This window comes from Mycobacterium sp., assembly GCF_019243155.1.
Classification (GTDB): Bacteria; Actinomycetota; Actinomycetes; order Mycobacteriales; family Mycobacteriaceae; genus Mycobacterium.
In genome coordinates, this window is record NZ_JAFAUS010000301.1 from 1 (window position 1) to 21,079 (window position 21,079).

At 65.3% G+C, this 21,079-nt stretch carries 18 protein-coding genes and 1 pseudogene; 10 read left to right on the forward strand and 9 right to left on the reverse strand.

The annotated features are described in order from the left end of the window. A partial coding sequence (locus JOZ00_RS14985) for an enoyl-CoA hydratase/isomerase family protein (RefSeq protein ID WP_293344861.1) occupies nucleotides 1-689 on the reverse strand: 689 nt, incomplete at its 3' end. An 85-nt stretch (nucleotides 690-774) separates the two neighbouring features. Between JOZ00_RS14985 and JOZ00_RS14990 the strand changes: the two genes are divergently transcribed. Continuing rightward, complete coding sequence (locus tag JOZ00_RS14990) at nucleotides 775-1,683, forward strand: class I SAM-dependent methyltransferase (RefSeq protein WP_293344817.1); 909 nt, start codon at nucleotides 775-777, stop codon at nucleotides 1,681-1,683. Here JOZ00_RS14990 and JOZ00_RS14995 read toward each other — a convergent pair. Together JOZ00_RS14995 and JOZ00_RS15000 are read right to left on the reverse strand one after the other, a co-directional pair. Then, nucleotides 1,680-3,620 carry a fumarylacetoacetate hydrolase family protein gene (locus JOZ00_RS14995; RefSeq protein WP_293344819.1) on the reverse strand — a complete coding sequence of 647 codons (1,941 nt, stop codon included), beginning with the start codon at nucleotides 3,618-3,620 and terminating at the stop codon, nucleotides 1,680-1,682. The two genes, JOZ00_RS14990 and JOZ00_RS14995, sit on opposite strands and share 4 nt — an antisense overlap. Next, on the reverse strand, nucleotides 3,617-5,872 hold the full coding sequence (locus JOZ00_RS15000; protein ID WP_293344821.1) for an ATP-dependent DNA ligase: 2,256 nt from the start codon (nucleotides 5,870-5,872) through the stop codon (nucleotides 3,617-3,619). The genes JOZ00_RS14995 and JOZ00_RS15000 overlap by 4 nt, the downstream gene beginning before the upstream one ends. A gap of 132 nt (nucleotides 5,873-6,004) precedes the next feature. Between JOZ00_RS15000 and JOZ00_RS15005 the strand changes: the two genes are divergently transcribed. The 5 genes from JOZ00_RS15005 (at nucleotide 6,005) to JOZ00_RS15025 (ending at nucleotide 11,842) form a co-directional block, all read left to right on the forward strand. After that, nucleotides 6,005-7,522, forward strand: a complete 1,518-nt coding sequence (locus tag JOZ00_RS15005; RefSeq protein ID WP_293344823.1) for a mannitol dehydrogenase family protein — start codon at nucleotides 6,005-6,007, stop codon at nucleotides 7,520-7,522. Beyond that, on the forward strand, nucleotides 7,522-8,382 hold the full coding sequence (locus tag JOZ00_RS15010) for an HAD-IA family hydrolase (RefSeq protein ID WP_293344825.1): 861 nt from the start codon (nucleotides 7,522-7,524) through the stop codon (nucleotides 8,380-8,382). The genes JOZ00_RS15005 and JOZ00_RS15010 overlap by 1 nt, the downstream gene beginning before the upstream one ends. Before the next feature lie 53 nt (nucleotides 8,383-8,435). Further along, nucleotides 8,436-9,848 (forward strand): mannitol dehydrogenase family protein, encoded by a 1,413-nt coding sequence (locus JOZ00_RS15015; RefSeq protein ID WP_293344827.1) that lies wholly within the window; start codon nucleotides 8,436-8,438, stop codon nucleotides 9,846-9,848. Then, nucleotides 9,845-10,798 carry a carbohydrate kinase gene (locus JOZ00_RS15020; protein WP_293344829.1) on the forward strand — a complete coding sequence of 318 codons (954 nt, stop codon included), beginning with the start codon at nucleotides 9,845-9,847 and terminating at the stop codon, nucleotides 10,796-10,798. The genes JOZ00_RS15015 and JOZ00_RS15020 overlap by 4 nt, the downstream gene beginning before the upstream one ends. A 120-nt stretch (nucleotides 10,799-10,918) precedes the next feature. Further along, nucleotides 10,919-11,842, forward strand: coding sequence for a Ku protein (locus JOZ00_RS15025; protein ID WP_293344831.1), 924 nt, complete (start codon nucleotides 10,919-10,921; stop codon nucleotides 11,840-11,842). 3 nt (nucleotides 11,843-11,845) lie between these two features. Here JOZ00_RS15025 and pstA read toward each other — a convergent pair whose 3' ends face one another. The 5 genes and pseudogenes from pstA to JOZ00_RS15050 all read right to left on the reverse strand — a co-directional run bounded on the left by pstA (nucleotide 11,846) and on the right by JOZ00_RS15050 (nucleotide 16,388). Beyond that, a complete protein-coding gene (gene pstA, locus JOZ00_RS15030; protein ID WP_293344833.1) occupies nucleotides 11,846-12,748 on the reverse strand; it encodes a phosphate ABC transporter permease PstA in 903 nt (300 codons plus the stop codon). Nucleotides 12,749-12,820: 72 nt separating this feature from the next. Then, a complete protein-coding gene (gene pstC, locus JOZ00_RS15035; protein ID WP_293344835.1) occupies nucleotides 12,821-13,819 on the reverse strand; it encodes a phosphate ABC transporter permease subunit PstC in 999 nt (332 codons plus the stop codon). A gap of 6 nt (nucleotides 13,820-13,825) precedes the next feature. Next, nucleotides 13,826-14,944 (reverse strand): phosphate ABC transporter substrate-binding protein PstS, encoded by a 1,119-nt coding sequence (pstS, locus tag JOZ00_RS15040; protein ID WP_293344837.1) that lies wholly within the window; start codon nucleotides 14,942-14,944, stop codon nucleotides 13,826-13,828. A gap of 208 nt (nucleotides 14,945-15,152) precedes the next feature. Continuing rightward, nucleotides 15,153-15,269: pseudogene (locus JOZ00_RS15045) on the reverse strand (phosphate ABC transporter substrate-binding protein PstS); the annotation flags it as partial. A 48-nt stretch (nucleotides 15,270-15,317) separates the two neighbouring features. Continuing rightward, entirely contained in the window at nucleotides 15,318-16,388 is a 1,071-nt protein-coding gene (locus JOZ00_RS15050; protein ID WP_293344839.1) for a phosphotransferase, read from the reverse strand. Nucleotides 16,389-16,471: 83 nt separating this feature from the next. Here JOZ00_RS15050 and JOZ00_RS15055 point away from each other — a divergent pair, with 83 nt between their 5' ends. Next, entirely contained in the window at nucleotides 16,472-17,053 is a 582-nt protein-coding gene (locus JOZ00_RS15055) for a TetR/AcrR family transcriptional regulator (RefSeq protein WP_293344863.1), read from the forward strand. Here the strand turns inward: JOZ00_RS15055 and JOZ00_RS15060 are convergent. After that, the gene (locus JOZ00_RS15060) at nucleotides 17,050-18,345 is read right to left on the reverse strand and encodes a M18 family aminopeptidase (RefSeq protein ID WP_293344865.1); all 1,296 of its coding nucleotides are present in this window, start codon (nucleotides 18,343-18,345) and stop codon (nucleotides 17,050-17,052) included. The two genes, JOZ00_RS15055 and JOZ00_RS15060, sit on opposite strands and share 4 nt — an antisense overlap. A gap of 100 nt (nucleotides 18,346-18,445) precedes the next feature. Here JOZ00_RS15060 and JOZ00_RS15065 point away from each other — a divergent pair, with 100 nt between their 5' ends. From JOZ00_RS15065 to JOZ00_RS15075, 3 genes are all read left to right on the forward strand, one after another. After that, nucleotides 18,446-19,471, forward strand: a complete 1,026-nt coding sequence (locus JOZ00_RS15065) for a Dyp-type peroxidase (RefSeq protein ID WP_293344841.1) — start codon at nucleotides 18,446-18,448, stop codon at nucleotides 19,469-19,471. Beyond that, a complete protein-coding gene (locus tag JOZ00_RS15070; RefSeq protein ID WP_293344843.1) occupies nucleotides 19,468-20,265 on the forward strand; it encodes a family 1 encapsulin nanocompartment shell protein in 798 nt (265 codons plus the stop codon). The genes JOZ00_RS15065 and JOZ00_RS15070 overlap by 4 nt, the downstream gene beginning before the upstream one ends. Nucleotides 20,266-20,335: 70 nt before the next feature. Then, nucleotides 20,336-21,076 (forward strand): SDR family oxidoreductase, encoded by a 741-nt coding sequence (locus tag JOZ00_RS15075; RefSeq protein ID WP_293344845.1) that lies wholly within the window; start codon nucleotides 20,336-20,338, stop codon nucleotides 21,074-21,076. Nucleotides 21,077-21,079: the final 3 nt, after the last annotated feature.

Sequence of the window (21,079 nt, forward strand, 5' to 3'; positions counted from 1 at the left end):
GCATGCCGCAAGCTGGGCGCATCCAATGCTGCGTTGAGGCCAATCTTGGTCTGCCACACGCCATAAGCGTTGTTCGCGGCGATCTCGCGGGCCTTGCTCAACGCCGCCGCCATCAGGTCATCGGGGGCCACCACTTCATGCACCAGCTTGATGCGGTAGGCCTCCGACGCGTCGATCATGCGGCCGGTCAACATCAGCTCGCGCGCGACCCCGGCGCCGACGATCTTGGGCAGTAGGTAACTGGTGCCCATGTCCATCGACGAGAACCCGGCCTTGATGAAGGCCGACCCGAACCGGGCCTGCTCGGAAGCGACCCGGATATCGCTGACCAATGTGAACGCCAGCCCGCCGCCGACGGCGACACCGTTCACTGCGGCGATCACCGGGATGTCCAACTCGTAGATCCGGGTGAAGAGGTCGGCCAGCCGCACCTGGGAGTCGTAGTTGACCTTGAAGGGCGGCGTTGACGAACGGCTTTCCACCCACGGCTTACCCGTGCCGCTCAGATCGGCGCCGGCGCAGAAGCCACGACCCGCGCCGGTGAGAATCGCGACCCGGAACTCGCCTCCGCCGAGGGTGTCCAAGGCGCGGTCGACACCGTCGATCAGCGATCCGTCGATAGCGTTCAGGCGCTCCGGACGATTGAGCGTGATGCAGGCGATGTTGTCCTCGAGAGTTTCCAGTTCCACAGCAGACATAGAGCAAACCGTAGGCGACGTGGGTGTTTACCGATCGGGCATACCGTGGTTTTGCCGCCGAATCGAAGGAGAAGCCATGGCACGAACCGAAGGTGACACCTGGGACCTGGCCAACAGCGTGGGAGCGACCGCCACCATGGTGGCCGCGGCACGGGCCGCCGCGACCAAACGTCCGCAACCCGTCATCACCGATGAATTCGCCGAGCCGCTGGTGCGGGCCGTCGGGGTGGACGTTTTCACCAGGCTCGCCCAAGGCGAACTCGACTCCGACGATATTGGATTTCCGCGCATAGTCGACACATTCGCCGCCCGCGCCCGCTATTACGACGACTACTTAGCCGCGGCAGGGCTTGCGGGCCTGCGCCAGGTCGTGATCGTGGCGTCCGGGCTGGATTCCCGCGCCTACCGACTGCGGTGGCCGGTTGAGACGACGGTGTACGAAATCGACCAGCCCGAGGTGATCGCCTTCAAGACCGCGACGCTGGCGGGGATCGGCGCGGCCCCCACCGCCGAGTTGCGCACGGTAGGAATCGATCTCCGAGAGGATTGGCCCGCGGCACTGCAAGAGGCGGGCTTCGACCCCAGCCAACCGACGGCCTGGCTGGCCGAGGGGGTGCTCATCGGCTTCCTGCCGCCGGAGGCCGAAATCCGATTGCTGGACTCGATCATCCCGCAGTCATTCGAGGGCAGCCGATTCGCCGCGGACTACGGGACGGTCGCCGGAACATCGGAAGAGGCGCAGCAACAGGCGCGCCACATGGCCGAAAGCTGGCGACGGCAGGGACTCGACATGGACATCGCGGGGTTGACGTACCCGGGCGAGCACACCGACGTCGCCGCACATTTGCGTGCGAACGGGTGGGACACGACCACCTCACGGCTCAGCGATCTGTTCGCCGCCGCCGGTCTTCCTGAACTGGGCGACGCCGAGCAACAGCAGGCCCCGGCCGCCACCATCAGCTTCGTCAGGGCCGTGCGAATCTAGGTCGACCGCTTGGCCAGCCATTCGGCCTGCATCACCAGCAGGGCCATGATTTCGAGTTGCGGGGTCTCGGGGTCGAGCTCGCGGTAGCGCTGATACACGTTGACGACGACCCGCTCGGCATCCAGCCAGGCGGCGTACTCGCCGAGGTCGATGGCGTCGGCGGCCTCGGCCCACGACAGGCCCTTACGGTAAGCGGCCGCGGTGTATTCCGAGATATAGACGAAATAGTCACGGACGGAACCGATTCCGTCCGGATCGGTGATCGGCCCGTGGCCGGGTACCACCGTCGGCGCGTCCAGGGCGATCATCGCGTCGCAGGCCGCGATCCAGTTGCCGATCGGGCCGGCCCACACGATGGGCGTGCAGCCGATGAACAGCAGATCGCCACCGAACAAGACCCCTGCGTCGGGCACGTGGACCACGGAGTCGGCGGCGGTATGCGCGGGCCCCAGATTTACCAGATCGATGCGGCGCCCGCCAACCTCGATTGCGAGGTTGTGGTCGAACGTCTTGTCGGCGTTGCGCAGCGTGATGCCGCTGAAGTCGAAGTGCCCGAAGCGATCTCGCGCGTATTTGGTCGCAACAGGACCGAGGTTGGCGGTTTGGGCCATGGCCAGCATCTCGGGCGCCATCCCCTCGGCGATCTCGTCGGCGGTGCCCTTGGCGGCGATGATCCGCACTGAGGCGTCGAGCAATTGGTTGCCGTGCGTGTGGTCCCCGTTGGAGTGGGTGATCAACGCGTCGGTGATGGGCGCCGAGGACGTGATGGGTTGCATCGCCGTGAGCATTTCGCGGGTCAACGCCAGGTCGAACAATGTGTCGACGAGTAGCGACGCACCGTCGCCGGCGACCAGCCCGGCGTTGCTCCACCCGTAGCCGCCGTCCGGCAACATCCACGCCCACACTCGCTCGGCGACCTTGTGTAGCCCACGCGTGTAAGGCATCCGCGCGGGTGCGGTGTTCACCCGCTGCGGTGCGGGTGCGGCGTCCGGGTTGGGCCGGGGCGCCAGCGGATGCGGCGGGCTGCTCGCGCGAACGGTCTGCCGGGTCTCACCGAGCCCCTGCACCTGAAGCGTGACGACGTCGCCGTCGTGCAGCCAGCCCGGGAACGCGTCCAGCGCCGTCACACTGAGGTGTTCGACGAGCGTGCAGGTGGGGACGGTGCCCGAGCCGATGACATCGCCGGGGCGCAGCGTCACCCCGCGCGAGGCGTAGGAGATGACTTCGGCGAAGCTCCAATCCATTTGGGCCGTTGAACCCGAACCGATCACAGTGTCGTTGACCAGGGCGGTGACCCTCAGGTCGAGCTTGCCGTCCCGACGGTACGGTTCGAGCTCGTCCGGGGTCACCAGGTAGGGGCCCAGCGTCACCCCGCTGTCCTTGCCCTTGGCTTGGCCGATGGCCAGTTGGCCCTCCAGCTGTTGCAGGTCGCGCGCGGACCAGTCGTTGAAGATCATGTAGCCGACGATCGCCCGCTCGGCCTCTTCGACGGTCAGGTCCTTCCCGCTGACGCCGATCACGGCGGCGATCTCCAGCTCGAAGTCCTGCCACGCGCTGCCCGGTGCGGTCGGCGCGTCATCGTGCGGCCCCAGAACCGTTGCCGGACAGGCGAAATAGAATGCGGGAATGCGGTACCAGGTATCGGACAGCACGCGGCCGGCGCCCATCGCGGCCTGGCAGTTGCGCATGTGGTCCAGAAAGCACAACGAGTCACGGATCGACGGCGGGCGCGGTATCGGCGCCGCCAGCGACACCTGGTCGAGGCGCACCACCTCCGACGGCGAACGCACCGCCTCCTCGCCCGCCCGCCTCAAGCCGTCGGCGCCGCGTTCGATCAGCTCCAGCAGCGTCAACCCCGGTGCCGCCGCGTAGATCTCGTCCTCGGAAAGCACCCCGACGCGTTCGTCCTGCCCGCTTCGATACGTCACCCACTTCATTCGCGCACCACCTCATTCGGTTTCTTGTCCGGCCGCAGCCCGCGCCAACTCGATTGGCGCAGCCGGTTGTCCGGCGTCCACTCGCTGTAGCGCACCTCCCCTACCAGAATCGGCTCGACGAACGTGACCCCACGAGCCTCGCTTCTGGGAAGCGCTGCGTCGAAGGGTGATTCGTCGGTGTGCAACGGCGCCAGCGTTTTCTTCAGTTTGGTGAGCTCACGGTCGGTGAAGCCGGTGCCGACGCGTCCGGCGAAGTGCAGCTTTCCATTGTCGGGGATTCCCATGAGCAGCGCGCCGATTCCGCTGCTGCGTCCACCCTCGCCGGCCTTCCAGCCGCCGATGACGACTTCCTGAGTGTTCCAATGCTTGTCCTTGACCCAGGACGCCGAACGTCGCCCCGGTTGATACGTGGAGTCGCGCTTCTTGGCGACGACTCCCTCCCAGCCGTGCTTTTCGGAGTGCTCGAGTGCCTGCTTGCCGTCGCCGGGCAACAGCTCCGGAACGACGAGGTCGCTACCACTGGCCAGCGTTTCCAGCAGCTGTCGCCGGTCTTGGTAGCGGGCGCGCAGCAGCGAGCGTCCGTTCAGATACAGCAGGTCATACGCCCAGAATTCGACGGGCGTGCCGCGGCCGCGGTCCTGCATCGCGTGGAAGCTGGGTACGCCTTTGGCGTTCACGACGACGGCCTCGCCGTCGAGCACCACATGGTGGTCGGCCAGATTGGTTGCCAACGAACGCAATTCGGGGTATTCCTTGGTCACTTCGCGGCCACGGCGGGACCGCACCCGCAAGGTGCCATGGTCGGCCTCGACCAACAGCCGGTAGCCGTCCCACTTGCCTTCGAAGGCCCACTGGCTTGCCTTGTATGCCGCCACCGAGCCGTGCGTGGCGAGCATGGGGTCGATCGTGTCGAACTCGAAAACCTTCTGGTCTTTCATCCGGTGCGCCAGCCATTGGTCGCCGTTGGTTTGAATCAGCGCATAGCGCCCGGAGATCTTGTTGCCGTGCAGATTGACGATGACCTCATCCTCGCGGAACTTCTCGGTGTCATATGTTCCAAAGTCCCAGACGATCACCTTGCCGGCACCGTATTCCCCTTGGGGGATGCTGCCTTCGAATGTGCCGTATTCCAGCGGGTGATCCTCGGTGTGCACCGCAAGATGGTTCACCGACGTGGTTTCGGGCAGGTTTTTCGGCACCGCCCACGAGACCAGCACGCCATCTCGTTCCAGCCGGAAGTCATAGTGCAGCCGGCGTGCGTGGTGCTCCTGGATGACGAACGTATTTCCCTGCCCGACAGCCGGTTTCGCAGCGGGAACCGGTTCGGGCGTCTTCGACGCGTCGCGCATGCTGCGGTATTTGGTCAGCCGGTCCGGGACGGGTGCGTCCTCGTCCAGCGCAGCCAGCAGATCGCCGTCGCGCGCGACCCGGTCGAGCACCTCGTCATAGCGCAACTGGCGCAACCCGGGATCTTCGAGCTCGTCCCAGGTGCGCGGGGCCGCGACGGTTGGATGTTCGCGCCCGCGCATCGAGTACGGCGCGATGGTCGTCTTGGAGCCGTTGTTCTGGCTCCAGTCCAAGAACACCTTTCCCGCCCGCACATTCTTTGCCATGACCGAGGTGACCAGTTTCGGCATCGTCTTTTCCAGTTGTTGTGCAACGCGTTTGGCCAACACAGTGGCTCCTTTGCTGCTCACCGGCTGGGCCAATGGCGCGTAGAGATGCAGGCCTTTGCTGCCGCTGGTCAGCGGGAAGGTGGTCAGCCCGATGCCGTCGATCAGTTCGCGGACGGCGTATGCCACCTCGGCCAGCTGAGCCATGGTCACACCCTCACCTGGGTCCAGATCGAACACCAGTCGAGTTGCCGGGCCGGGCTTGAGCTCTTCGGCGTTGCGTCGGGTCCACTCGGCGACGAATCGCCACTGCGGCACATGCACTTCCAGCGCGGCCTGTTGCGCGATCCAGGCCACCGCGTCGGGGCTGTCGATGATCGGATAGGTCGTCGTTCCGGACCGGTGGGTGACGCTGGCGCGCGGCAGCCACTCGGGCGCCGACGAAGCCAGCTGCTTCTCGAAGAACGATTCTTGCTCGACGCCGTTGGGCCAGCGCTTGCGCGTCGCGGGACGTCCCGCGATGTGCGGAATCATCACCGTCGCGATGCGCGAGTAATAGTCGAAGATGTCCTGCTTGGTGGTCCCGGTGGCCGGGTACAACACTTTGTCGGCGTTGGTCAAATTCACGCGCCGCGCCATAAAAATCAACCTACGCGTTTTTGCGCCGATAATGACGGCTCAGCAGTGTTTATGTCGATGGCGTAAATACTTGTGAGATTTGACACGAGCGTTATCGCGTTAGGGCGGCGGGGTGGTAGGGCACAGACCACCATGCGCAACGTAATCCCCTGGCGTCCAAAATGTGGCGTCCCCCTCAGTAACTCAACACTGCGACTGCACTCACACCGAATCGACGTCCCGACCTACGATCGGTCGACCCTGCAACCGGGAGTCGTCCACATCGGCGCGGGTAACTTCCACCGCGCGCATCAGGCCATCTACTTCGATGACCTTGCCTGCTCAGGCATCTCCACTAAGTGGGGGGTTACCGGCATCAGCCTGCGCTCGCGCGACGTGAAGGACCTGCTGTCGGTTCAGGACGGGCTGTACACCGTTGTTCAGCGAGGCCACGACGGTCACATGGCGCGCGTGGTCGGCTCGATCGGCTCCATTCACTACGCACCCAACGACGGCGCGGCCGTTCGTGCCGCGTTGGCCGATCCGCAAACTCGCATCGTCAGCCTCACCATCACGGATCACGGTTACTTCCTGCATCCGGTCACCCGCGAATTCGACGCCGACAACCCCGAGGTGCGCGCCGATCTGGTCGCGTCCGAGACCTATGCCACCGCTTGGGGATATCTGGCCGACGCCCTGGATGCCCGCCGCCAAGCCGGCATCGCCCCGTTCACGGTGCTCTGTTGCGACAACATTCCCGACGACACTCAGGCAGCGCGAACGGCATTGGTGTCGTTCGCCGCGTTGAAAGATCCCGCGCTCGCCCGCTGGATCGACACCTACGTCGCATTCCCGTCGACCATGGTCGACCGCATTACTCCGCGCACCTCACAAGAGGAATGCGAATTCGTCGAGCACACTTTCGGTATTGCCGATAAATGGCCAGTGGTGACCGAGCCGTATTCCCAATGGGTAATCGAGGACTCTTTCAGCAACGGCCGTCCGCCGCTCGAAGAGGTCGGTGCGCAGTTCGTGGCAAATGTGAGCGACCACAAGACGGTGAAGACCCGACTGCTCAACGGCACCCATATTGCGATGGCCTGCCTGGGCACGCTGGCCGGCTACGAGCGCACGGACGAAGCGATGCGCGACCCGGTGTTCTACGACTACGTCGAGCAGCTGATGCGCAATGAGATTCAGCCACTGCTGCCGGGCGTGCCCGGGATGAACACACCCGACTATCGCAACACCTTGCTGACTCGGCTCAGCAATCCCTTGATGAGCGACGAGTTGTCGCGGTTGGCGCGCCGCGGATCGACGAAGATCTCGTCTTTCGTGATGCCGTCGCTGCAAGAGGCGATTGAGCAGGACCGGCCGCACACCCTGTTGATGCTGGCGGTCGCGGCCTGGGCCCGGTACCTGCGTGGCTACGACCTGCTGGGCAACAAATTCCACATCGAGGACCCCCAAGCTGGGTTGCTGACTAAATTGGCGAACATGGACGGGAACAACCCTCGTGCGTTGCTGCGGCACGAAGTCTTCGCGGAGCTTCGGATGGTCCCCGGGTTCACGGAACGTTTCGCCGAGATGATTGCTGACATCGACGAGCACGGTGTGATCCCCGCGCTGCGCCAAGCACTGCGGGACGAGGCGCGGGAGTTGGTGTCGTGATGAGCCAGCTCGGACTGGAGGTCGTGCGCGAATTCGATCCCGCATCGGTCACCACGTTGCTTCTCGACGCCGACGACAACCTTTTCCCTTCTGAGGCACCGGCTTTCGCCGCCTCGACGGAAGTGGTCAACCGATTCCTCGCCAGGTTCGGCCTGACTTCGCCGTTCAGCGCCGACGAGCTGCGCAAGCAGGCCACCGGGAAGAACTTCCGCAACACGGCGACCCACCTGGCCATTCAGTGTGGTGTGCCGTTCGATAAGGCACTCGCAGCCGACTATCCGGAAGCGATCATCGCATCAGTCGGTGACGTGGCAGCCGGCCGCGCCTTGTCCGGCGACGAACTCGAGCAGTGGGTGCTCGAAGAACGCGAGCGGGTCACCGCCCACCTCGGCGTCACCTTGAAACCGGATCCTGAGGTGCTGGAACCGTTGCAAGACCTCGCTAAGCACTACGTGCTCGCCGCCGTAAGCTCGAGCGCCACCAAGCGTCTGCTCCCTTGCTTCACTGCCACCGGCCTCGACTCGCTGATAGCGGAGACGGTGACGTTCAGCGCGGAGGACTCTCTTCCGGTGCCCACAAGCAAGCCCAACCCGGCGGTGTATCTGCATGCCGGTCAGGTCATGAAAGTCGAGCCGCACGAGGGCTTGGCGGTCGAGGACTCCGTGGCGGGCGTGACATCCGCAGTGGCAGCAGGCTACGCCACCGTCGGCAACTTGATGTTCGTGCTACCTGACGAACGGGACCGCCGGCATGCAGAATTGATTGATGCCGGCGCGGTGGCGATCACCGATTCGTGGCGGGCTCTTGCTGATGTCCTGCTGTCGTCGGCTCTGCAGGCTGGAGGCTCCCCGGTCGGGTAGGCCATCGGCCGTGCAGTAGCAATCCGGGCTGCGGCCCCGGAAGGAGGTGGCCGATGACGGCCAGCGCTATCACTCTGAACAACGCGTCGCTCGCCGAACTGCCGATCGACGCGCCGAAATATGACCGCGACAGCGTCAGCGTCGGCATCGCCCACATCGGGGCAGGTCACTTCCACCGCGCTCATCAGGCGGCGTACATCAACCTGCTGCTACAGCAAGGCTTGGCCCAAGAGTGGGGCATCTGCGGGGTGGGCGTGATGCCCGCCGACTGGACCATGCGCGATGTCCTCAATGGCCAGGACGGGCTGTACACGCTGATTCTGGAAAACCCCAACGGCAGCCGCGATGCCCAAGTGATCGGCTCGATCATCGACTACCGTTACGCCCCAGACGATCCCGAGTCGGCGCTGGAGGTGCTGGCCGCGCCGTCCACGCGGATCATCTCGCTGACGATCACCGAGGGCGGTTATCGCGACCCGGACGGACCCGCGTTCGCGTTGATCACCGAGGCGCTCGCCCGGCGCCGCAGTAGCGGAATCCCCGCCCCGACGATCGTCTCCTGCGACAACATCGAGAACAACGGTGAGGTCGCCAGGCGTACCGTCCTCGCAAGCGCCGAACGCGTAGACCCCGAACTGGCCCAGTGGGTGGCGGAACACAGCCGGTTTCCGAATTCGATGGTCGATCGCATCACTCCGGCAACGACTTTGGAGATGGCCGCGGAAGTCCGACGCGACTTCGGCGTCAACGACCGGTGGCCCGTGGTGGCCGAGCCGTTCACCGCCTGGGTCATCGAAGACGACTTCGCCGATGGCCGGCCGCCGCTGGAGCAAGCGGGCGTGCTGATGGTCGACGATGTCCGCCCGTACGAGCTGATGAAGCTGCGACTGCTCAACGCGGGACATCAGTGCCTGGCGTACTTCGCCCATCTGTGCGGCTTTGAATTCGTCCACGACGCGGCGCAGGATTCGTTGTTCGCCGAGTTCTTGCTTGCGTACTTCGACACCGAGGCCATCCCCACACTCCCGCAGGTGCCCGGAATCGACCTGCACGGGTTCAGTCGCACGCTGGTCGAGCGGTTCGCCAACCCGGCCATCCGCGACACCGTTGCCCGGCTATGCGCGTACTCCTCGGACCGGATCCCGAAATGGCTGTTTCCGGTCATCTGCGACAACCTGGCCAGCGGCGGGCCCGTACGGATGGCGGCGGCGGCGGTGGCCAGCTGGGCCCGCTACGCCGAGGGTATCGACGAGTGGGGCAAGCCGTACGAGGTGTTGGACCAGCTGGCGGATTCGCTCATTCCGATCGCCCGTTCGCAGTACGAGAATCCCACCGCGTTCATTGAGGTCACCGGGGTGTTCTGCGATCTGGCCCATCAGCCACGCTTCGTCGAGGCGTACTGTTGGGCGCTGGATTCGTTGCACAGCAAGGGAGCTCGCGCGACGCTGGACGCTCTGGTGCGATGACCCGCGGTTTGGTGATCGGTGAGTCGCTGATCGACATTGTTCAGCACCAAGGCGACGTTCAGCACCAAGGCGACTCCGAACATGTCGGCGGCAGCCCACTCAACATCGCGGTCGGCCTCGCCCGCCTGGGTCGCGGTGTCGATTTCCTGACCCACATCGCCGACGACGAGCACGGCCGGCGCATCGTCGACTACATCGAATCATCTGGGGCACAACTCGTTCCGGGAAGCGTCTCCGCCCGCCGGACACCGACCGCGGTCGCGACCATCGCCGACAACGGTTCGGCCACTTACACGTTCGACCTGGAATGGCAGCTTTCCGGGACACCCGAAGTGGGGCCGCCGGTGTTCGTGCACACCGGATCCATTGCCGCCGTGCTGGAACCGGGGTGTTTGGCGGTCGCGGCTCTTCTCGACACCTACCGCGCCTCGGCCACCGTTACCCTGGACCCCAACGTGCGTCCTGCGCTGATCGCCGACCGGAATTCGGCACTACAACGGATCGAGCATCTGGTCGAGCGCAGCGACATCGTCAAGGTCAGCGACGAGGACCTCGGCTGGCTCTATCCCGAAAACGATCCGGAGCGGGCCGCACGAGGATGGCTGGCGTCGGGCCCGGCGGTCGTGGTCGTGACGATGGGCGACCTGGGAGCGGTGGCATTCTGTGCGTCCGGCAACGCGCGGGCTGCCGCGCGGCCGGTCCATGTGGTGGACACCGTCGGTGCGGGTGACGCGTTCATGGTCGGCCTGCTCGACGCCCTCTGGGCCCGCGATCTGTTGGGCGCCGACCGGCGAGACGCCCTTCGCCGGATCCCGCTCGACTCCCTGACGGCGGCACTCGAGGCGGCCAGCCTCGTCTCGGCGCTGACCGTCACCCGGGCAGGCGCAGACCTACCCGATCGCGCCGCCCTCGACGGCCAATCCGCCTCTCCCCCAGGGGTGATTATCTAAGCCCGCGGGTTTGCTCACCGTCGACGAGCGGGGCGAACAAAGCCGAACAGCCTGGCTAAATCCGTTGCAGACGGCCCGGCGCGCTGTTTTGCGGCAACCGGTATGGGCATACTGATTCACATGCGCTCAATCTGGAAGGGTTCGATAGCGTTCGGACTGGTCAACGTCCCGGTCAAGGTGTACAGCGCCACCCAGGACCACGACATCAAGTTCCATCAGGTGCATGCCAAGGACAACGGCCGCATCAGATACCAGCGCGTGTGCGAGGTGGACGGCGAAGTCGTCGAATTCCGCGACATCGCCCGGGCCTACCAATCCGACGACGGCCAGATGGTGATCATCACCGACGACGACATCGCCACCCTGCCCGAAGAACGCACTCGGGAGATCGAAGTGCTGGAGTTTGTTCCGGCCAGCGAAGTCGACCCAATGTTGTTCGACCGCAGCTACTTCCTTGAGCCCGATTCCAAGTCTTCGAAATCCTATGTGCTGCTGGCAAAGACGCTCGCCGACACGGATCGGATGGCGATCGTTCACTTCACGCTGCGCAACAAGACCCGGCTGGCGGCGTTGCGCGTCAAGGACTTCGGCAAGCGCGACGTGATGGTGATCCACACGCTGCTGTGGCCGGACGAAATCCGTGATCCGGACTTCCCCGTCCTCGACAAGAAGGTCGAGGTCAAACCCGCCGAGCTCAAGATGGCCGGCCAGGTGGTGGAGTCGATGGCCGAAGACTTCAATCCCGATCGCTACCACGACACGTATCAGGAGCAGCTGCAGGAGCTGGTCGACGCGAAACTCGAAGGCGGCGAAGCGTTTACCACCGAAGAGCAACCCAAAGAACTGGACGAGACCGAAGACGTCTCCGACCTGCTGGCCAAACTCGAAGCGAGCGTGAAGGCGCGCTCCGGCAATGGGAAAGCACCGGCAGCTAAGACGGCCGCCAAAAAGGCGCCGGCCAAGAAGACCGCCGCCAAGAAAACGCCTGCCAAAAAGACGGCCGCCAAAAAGGCACCCGCAAAAAAGACCGCTTCGAAGTCCTGACGGTCAGCGCCGGCGCGTCGCCACGAACCGAATCGCTGCGGCGGCCAGGTTGATCACGGCGACGAAGATGATCAGCGTCAGCGCCGCACCCCAGATCCGCAGGAATCCGGCGTGTTCGGGGTTGGTGAGCTCGGTGTAGATCAGCAGCGGCAGCGAGGCCATGTTGCCGTTGAAGATGTCGAGATTGATCGACCGGCTGTATCCGACCAGCACCAGCACCGGCGCGGTTTCGCCGATGACCCGAGCGACCGACAGCAGGACGCCGGAGACGATGCCGGGCATCGCGATCGGGAAGACGATGTACATCACCGTCTTCCATTTGGGGACACCGAGCGCGTAGCTGGCCTCCCGCAGGTCGTCGGGCACCAGTCTGAGCATCTCCTCGGCGGAGCGCACCACCACCGGAAGCATCAGCAAGACCAGCGCCAGCGACACCGCGAATGCGCTCTGCTCGAACCCCAGCGTGGCAATCCAGAGGCTGAAGATGAACAGCGCCGCCACAATCGACGGCACCCCGGCGAGCACGTCGACCATGAAGGTGGTCAGCCGCACCAGCCGGCCGGAGCCGTACTCGACCAGGAACACCGCTGTCATCAACCCCAGCGGGACGGAGAACAGGGCGGCGACCCCGGCCTGCACCAGCGTCCCGTACAGCGCGTGATAGATGCCGCCGGCGAACTCCTCGGGCATGATGCCGTGCAGTGAGCGGGTCCACCAACCCGAGCGGGTGACGGCGTACCAGCCGCGCGCGACCACGACCGACAGCACCCAGACCAGCGGCACCAGCGCGACTAGGAACGACCCGAGGAAAAATACCGTCGCGGCGTTGTTGGTGATTCGCCGTCGCAGACTGAGCGACCTGAACAGCTCGGACTTGACCGGCCGGTCCAATGCGTCAACTGTCATGAGCGCCGCTCCTCAGCATCGCTTCGCTCTGCATCGTCACCGGCGCGTGTCATGAGCGCCGCTCCTCGACCGTCATGCGTTCACCTTGCCGCCGGCGATCGCACGAGCGAGCGCGTTGACAATGAACGTCAAGACGAACAGCGCAAACCCCGCCGAGATGTAAGCGCCCGTGGGCAGCGGCGAACTGAACTCCGCGGCCGCCGAGGCGATCTTTGAGGCGAACGTGTAGCCGCCGTCGAACAACGACCAGTGACCGGCGTGGGCGGCCGAGCGCAGGATGATCAGCACCGCGACCGTCTCGCCCAGCGCGCGGCCCAACCCCAGCATCGACGCCGCGACGACACCGCTGCGCCCGTACGGCAGCACGGTCATCCGCACCACCTCCCACTTCGTGGCACCCAGCGCCTGCGCGGCCTCCATCTGAATGTGCGGGGTCTGCCGAAACACTTCCCGTGAGACCGAGGTGATGATCGGCAGGATCATCGCCGACAGCACGATGCCGGCGGTGAAGATGGTGCCGCCGCCGGCCAACGAGACGTTGCCCTGTTTGAACAGGAAAATCCACCCCAGGTTGCGGTTGAGGAACTCCGCGACCGGCTCGATCTTGGGCGCCAGCACGAAGATCCCCCACAACCCGAAGATGATCGACGGGACCGCGGCCAGCAGATCCACGATCGCACCGAACGGGCGCGCCAATCGCTGCGGCGCGTATTGGGTGAGGAACACCGCGATGCCGACCGCGATGGGCACGGCCAGCACCAACGCGGCAAGCGAACTCAACACCGTGACCATGAACAGGTCGCGGATGCCGAAGGCAAGCCGATCCGGGTTGGTGGTGCTGAACTGGGCGCTGGTGAAGAAGTTCGCGTGATTGACGCGCAACGAGGGGATGGCACGAACCAACAGGAACACCGCGATCATCACGATCGCGACGACGATCGTCGAACCCGCCGCCGAGGCGATCAGCTTGAACAGCCGGTCGCCCCGGCGGGCAGCGCGCAGGTTGAGCGCACCAAGCTCGGGCTTTTCCGCGGTCGACGGGGCGGTTACCGTTCCACGTGCCACGACCACCTCAGATCACGTGATGGCGTTGATCGATGCTGACAGTCTCGACTTGAACGAGTCCGGAATAGGAATGTAGCCATTGTCCGCCAAACCGTTCTGCCCGGCCCCGACGGTGCTCTGCAGGAAAGCCTTCACGGCCGTGCCGACCTGCGCATCCGGGTACTTCGAGCAGACGATCTCGTAGGTCGCCAGCACGATCGGGTAGGAGCCGGCCTGGGTCGGCTTGTAGAACGACAGAGTGTCGAGCACCAGGTCGTTGCCCTGGCCCGAAATGGTCGCACCGGAAATCGTCTTTCCGACCGAGTCGGCGCTGATCGCCACCGGGTCGGGTCCGGCCGGGGTGATGACCTTGGCCATGTTCAGCTTCTGCGCTTGAGCGAATGACCATTCGTTGTAGGTGATCGACCCCTCGGTGGCCTTGATCGCCGCCGACGTGCCGTCATTGCCCTTCGCGCCCTCACCGACGCCACCCTTGAAGGTCTTCCCGGCGCCCTTGCCCCACGCCCCGTTGGAGGCGGCATCCAGATACTTCTGGAAATTGTCCGTCGTACCGGATTCGTCGTTACGGAAGACGACGTGAATCGGCTCGGCGGGCAAAGTCACGCCCGAATTCAGACCCGCGATGGCGGGGTCATTCCAAACGGTGATCGCCCCGTTGAAGATCTTGGCCGCCGTGGCGCCGTCGAGGTTCAGCGAAGACACGCCCGCGACGTTGTAGGTGATGGCGATCGGACCGAACACCACCGGCAGGTTCCAGGCCGGCGAACCGCAACGCTGTTGCGCGGCTGCGTATTCTTTGGCCGCCAGCGGCGAGTCAGAACCGCCGAAATCGGTTTGATTACCGGTGAATTCGCTGATTCCCGCGCCGGAGCCGTTTGCCGTGTAGTTCAGCGTCTGGCCGGGGCAGGCCTGCTCGAAGGCGTTGACGAAACGCGTCATCGCGTTGGCCTGGGCCGTCGAGCCGCTGGCCTTCAGCGTCTTCTTCCCGCCGCAGTTCACCGAGCCCGACGACGAGCCACTGGTTTTGCTTCCGCCACCGGTCGCGTTGTTGTTGTCGCTTCCACAGCCCGACAAGACCAGTGAGCCCGCGGTCAGAACAGTCAGCGCCGCGCCAAATCGATTGAGTTTCAAGTCACTTCCTAACGGTAGGGATGAAACATGATCGCCGCGGTGCAATAGTCGCCGCGAGCGGACCAGCCGTCTCTCGCAGCAAGGAAGCTAACAGCAACAAGGTTAACGCCGGGCAAATTGTTTGGCGGTCATCGTTGAACGTGACGTCGGCCGCAAATTTCGGGAGATCGCGCGATCGTGGCAAAGACTTCTCGCCGACGCTGGCAGTTCAGCTGATGTCGTCGATGGATGCCGACAACCGGGACTTGAACGAATCCGGAACGGGGATATAACCGTTGTCTACCAAGCCATTCTGACCGGCGCCGATGGTGCTCTGCAGAAAGCTTCCATCGATAAAGGTCAAGCACAATGGCCGGCGTATGGAGAGAATGCGCTAGCCGGCGATCTCGACTAGCGCCGCGGCGGCGTCCAGATCGGCGTAGGCAAACGAATACCGTTGTGCCAGAGCGACCGAGACGTCCGTGCGCTGCCACTCACCCGCGCTTGCGGTGACCAGCCACAGCGTCAGCCCGTGCGCCACCGATGCCCGGTAGCGCAACCAGATCTCCTCGGAGCTGGGCAGCTCGTCGGCCGGCAATCCCAGCGAGTCCCGGTATTCCGCCAGCAGGTCGCGCTCACTGCGGCGGCGATCCTCGACGGTCAGGGCGCCCTGCAGGAAGTAGCCCAGATCCAGCGACCAGTTACCGCGGCGGGCCACCTGCCAGTCCAGGAAGCCCACCTCTTCGGTCGGCAGCAGGTAGGTGTTGCCGATGTGGGGGTCACCGTGCAGCAGCGTCTGGGGCGAGGTGGTCAGCGTTGCGACGTACGGCTTCCAGATCGACTCGATCAGCCGGTCGATGGTCAACGACGTGACTTCGCCGGGAGCGTCGTCGCCGAGTCGTTCCAGAGCAGCGGGTAGGGGTGCTAGTTGCATGCCCTCCCAGGGCAGGAAGGGTTCGAGCCAGCCCAGCGCCGGCTCGCGCAGAACGCGTTCACCCCAATACTTTCCGTGCATCCGCGCCAAGCCACGCACTCCGGTGGCTACTTGCTCGACGGTCATCGGCCTGGTGCCGTCGCGGGGATCGGCTCCCCGCGCGGTGAGGTCTTCCATCACCATCACGAAGTCGTAGTCCGGCTCGTCAAGCAGGGCGATGTAGACGGTGGGGTGTTCGAGCGGCAATTCCACGCCGCAGGTGAACAGGCGCGGCTCGTGGAACATGCCGCTGGTCATGCGAATCATGGCTTTGTGCGCGGGGTCGGCGGCCTTGACGAAGACGGTCGCGGGGCCCTCACCGGTTTGATACGTCACGCCCAGGCGGGCGCGCCGGTTGGTGCCGTCGTCACGCAGCTCGACGGTAACCGCCTCGACCACCACCCCGGGAAAGTCCGCGGCCAACGCCGCCGACATCCAAGCCGGCGTGATGTCTTCCCAGGTTTTCGGCACCGATAACGAGGGAGCACTCACCGCGAGTCCTTTCCTAGAAACGACACGTGTCGTTTCCTACAATGATCACGATGAACGTAGCCCAATCCACCCATAAGCCGCCAGTGCCCGAGGAACGGGTCGGCCGGCCGCGCGATGACCGGTTACATCGCGCGATTCTGGACGCCACGCGTGACCTGCTGACCGCCGGCAGCTACGCCGAGCTGTCGATGGAGAGCGTCGCGGCCCGCGCCGGGGTGGGCAAGAAAACCCTCTACCGGCGCTGGTCGTCGAAAGCCCCGCTGGTCGCCGAGGCGGTGCTGGAGGCCTACGGCGGATCGGGCTCGTTTCCCGTCGCCGAGACCGGAGACATTCACGCCGACCTGCGGGCGTGGCTCGAGGAACACCTCGCTTTCCTGGCCGCGCCGCCCAACGCCGCCCTGGTGCGCGCGCTCGTGGCCGCGGCGGCCGCCCGGCCGGGCGACGGCGAGGACCTTTATCGCCAGCTGAGCGCCCCGCAGCTCACGGGGTTGACGACTCGGCTTCGCAGCGCCGTCGAGGCCGGTCAGTTGCGCCGTGATGCGGACATCGACGCCGTGGCCACCGCGATTGTCGGGACGATGCTCTTCCATGCGCTCACGCAGTTGAGCACCAGTCGGTTTGATGGCCTGCTCGACGCGCTGCTGCGGGGTGTCGCCGTCGCCTAGGCCGGCGACAGGAACGCCTGCATCGCGGCCGAGTAGCGGGCCACATCGTGTGCGCCCATCAGCTCGCGGGCGGAATGCATCGCCAGCTGGGCGGCACCGATGTCGACGGTGGGGATGCCGGTGCGGGCGGAGGCCAGCGGCCCGATCGTCGACCCGCACGGCAGGTCGGCCCGGTGCTCGTAGCGCTGCAGCGCAACCCCGGCCTGCCGGCAGGCCAGCGCGAAGGCCGCTGCCGTGCGTCCGTCGGTGGCGTATCGCAGGTTCGGGTGCACCTTGAGCACCGGCCCACCGTTGACGTCGATCAGGTGACTTGGCTCGTGCCGCTCCGGGTAGTTGGGATGGGTCGCGTGCGCCATGTCCGCCGAAGCCAGCAACGACTCGGGCAGCTTGCGCAGGAACTCTTCCCGGTCGCCGCCGCCCGCGAGCACGATCCGCTCCAGGACGGTGCCCAACAAGTCGGACTGTGCGCCGTGGTCGGACGAGGATCCGACCTCCTCGTGGTCGAAGCACACCAACACGGGCAGGAAGCCGCGCGGCTCGGCCGCCAACAACGCCTCCATCCCCGCATAGCAGCTGGCTTGGTTGTCCAGGCGCGGGGCGCTGAGCAGACTCCCGTCGGCTCCCAGGACCGTCGACGGGGTCAGATCGTGAGTCATCAGATCGGCGGCCAACACGTCGGCCGGGGCGACGCCCGCGCGCTGCGCGACGTACGCGACGAATGACTCCGGCTCGTTGCCGGTGCCCCACACCGCGTTGACGTGGCGCTGCGGGTCCAGCGTCACCGACTTACGGTCCTCGGCAAGGTGAATGGCCAGCTGTGGCACTCGAAGAATCGGGTCGTCGACCCGGACCAGCCGGTGCTCGACCCCGCTGCCAGTCTGAATCGAGAGCCTGCCGCTGACACCCAGATCGCGGTCCAGCCAGGCGTTGAGCCACGCTCCGCCGTACGGTTCGAGCGCCACCACGCGCCAGCCGGCGACCAGCCGGTCGGGATGTTGCTTGACTCGGAGATTGGGACTGTCGGTGTGCGCGCCGACGATGCGGAACGGACCGGCGGGCCCTTCGGAATTCCAGGCAACCAGCGAGCCGGCGCGCACGGTGAAGTAACGTCCCGGCTGGTCGGGCCAGCGTTTAGCCTCAGCCAATTCGGTGTACCCGGCAGCGATCAGCCGGGCCGCCACCGTGGCGCAGACGTGAAAAGGCGACGGAGACGCGTCGATGAAATCGCAGAGTCCTTGCGCACTCGCGGAGGACTTCGTCTCGTTTCGGGGCCCGCCGGACATGTTGAACATCATGGCTGTCCGCGATTGCGGCGCGCACGCTAGGTCCGATTGCGCGGCTCCTCGCTCGCGCCCTTTGGGCGCTCGTCGTCGCCACGCTAGGGTCAGCAGAGTGCCTCCCGTCCAGCCGCAACCCATTCTGGCGCCGTTGACGCCCGCGGCGATCTTCATCGTGGTGACCATTGACGACGGCGGCGAGGAGACAGTGCACGACGCGCTGCCCGACATCTCCGGGCTGGTGCGCGCCATCGGTTTCCGCGAACCGCCGAAGCGGCTGTCGGCGATCGCCTCGATCGGCTCAAATGCCTGGGACCGCTTGTTTTCCGGACCGCGCCCCGCCGAGTTGCATCCCTTCGTCGAGCTGACGGGGCCGCGCCACACCGCCCCGGCCACACCCGGGGATCTGTTGTTTCACATCAGGGCCGAGAGTTTGGACGTCTGCTTCGAATTGGCCGATCGCATCCTGCGGTCGATGGCGGGCGCGGTCACCGTGGTCGACGAGGTGCATGGGTTCCGCTACTTCGACAACCGCGACTTGCTCGGATTCGTCGATGGCACCGAGAATCCGGACGGCGCACTGGCGACCAGTTCCACCGCGGTCGGCGATGAGGACCCCGAGTTCGCCGGCTCCTGCTATGTGCAGGTGCAGAAGTACGTGCACGACATGTCTTCGTGGAATTCGCTGTCGGTCGACGATCAGGAACGGGTGATCGGCCGCACCAAGCTCGACGACATCGAACTCGACGACGACGACAAGCCGGCCAACGCGCACATCGCCCTCAACGTCATCACCGACGACGACGGCAACGAGCTGAAGATCGTGCGGCACAACATGCCATTCGGAGAACTCCGCCGGCGCGAGTTCGGCACCTACTTCATCGGCTATTCGCGCACGCCGCAGGTCACCGAACGACTGCTGCGCAACATGTTCCTCGGCGATCCGCCCGGCAACACCGATCGCATCCTCGACTTCTCCACCGCGGTCACCGGAGGATTGTTCTTCTCACCGACCGTCGACTTCCTCGACGATCCGCCGCCCCTGCCCGTTCCGGCAAAGATGGCCACACCTCCCGCCCCTGACCGCGCCGCTGTGAAAGGCTCTCTTTCGATCGGCAGCCTGAAAGGAACCACTTCATGAACAACCTCTACCGCGACCTGGCACCGGTCACCGAGGCCGCCTGGGAAGAGATCGAGCTGGAGGCGACCCGGACGTTCAAGCGCCACGTCGCCGGACGCCGGGTGGTCGACGTCAGCGAGCCCGGCGGGCCGGCCGCCGCGGCGGTCAGCACCGGTCGCCTGCTCGACGTCGAGGCCCCCAGCGATGGCGTGGTCACTCACCTGCGAGAGAGCAAACCCCTTGTCCGCCTGCGAGTTCCGTTCACCCTGTCGCGGTACGAGATCGACAACGTCGAACGCGGCGCACAGGACTCCGACTGGGACCCGGTCAAGGAAGCCGCCAAGAAGCTGGCGTTCGTCGAGGACCGCGCCATCTTCGAGGGCTACCCCGCCGCCCAGATCGACGGCATCCGTGGCAGCAGCTCCAACCCGCCCGTCGCGTTGCCCGATGATCCCCGCGCCATGCCCGACGCGATCTCGAAGGCGCTGACAGCGCTGCGACTGGCCGGCGTCGACGGCCCGTATTCGGTGCTGTTGTCCGCGGACATCTACACCAAGGTCAGCGAGACCACCGAGCACGGATATCCGATCCGCGAGCACATGAACCGATTGGTCAACGGGGACATCATCTGGGCGCCGGCCATCGACGGCGCCATGGTGCTGAGCACCCGCGGCGGTGACTTCGATCTGCAACTGGGCACCGAGGTCGCGATCGGCTACAGCAGCCACGACGCCGAAACCGTGCAGCTGTACCTGCAGGAGACGATGACGTTCCTGTGCTACACCGCCGAAGCGTCGGTCTGCCTGGGCTGCTAGGCGGAATAAACGCGGGCGGACCGCTGCTTAGCCGGGAGTAAGTGGACTTCTCTCGTAAAGGCAGGGTTCGATGGCAACAACATTTGCCGGCTCAACAGCTTTGGTGACGGGTGCCACGTCGGGTATAGGCCGCGAAATCGCGCTGCAACTGGCGCGGGCGGGCGCCGAAGTCGTGGTGCACGGCCGCAGCGCCGAACGCGGTACCAAGGTCGTGAACGAGATCGAAAACGCCGGCGGCAAAGCGCGTTTCGTCGCTGCGGATCTTAATGACGGCGACGACGTCCGTCGCTTGGCCGCGCAGGCGGGACCGGTGGACATCCTGATCAACAACGCCGGCGTCTACAAGTTCGGCGCGACCGTTGACACGGACGATGCGACTTTCGATGAACACGTGAACATCAACCTGCGGGCGCCCTACATCCTGGTCCAGCAACTGGTACCCGGCATGATCGAACGGGGTGGTGGCGCGGTGGTGAATGTGAGCACGTTGGCCGCATCGGTCGCCACGCGCGGCGCCGGCATCTATGGCGCCTCGAAGGCGGGGTTGGAGCAGATGACACGCGTATGGGCAGACGAATTCGGTGAATCGGGAGTCCGGGTGAACGCTGTGGCCGCTGGCCCGACCGACACGCCGGGAGCCGCTGCGATTGACGGCGTGCTGGAGGCGGTCGCGGCCATCACTACATTGAACCGGGCCGCCGAGGCGAGCGAGATTGCCAACGCTGTCGTCTTCCTCGGCTCCCCCGACGCCAGTTACATCAACGGTGCCGTCTTGCACGCGACCGGCGGCCAGCGGGCAATTGCCGCTTGACGC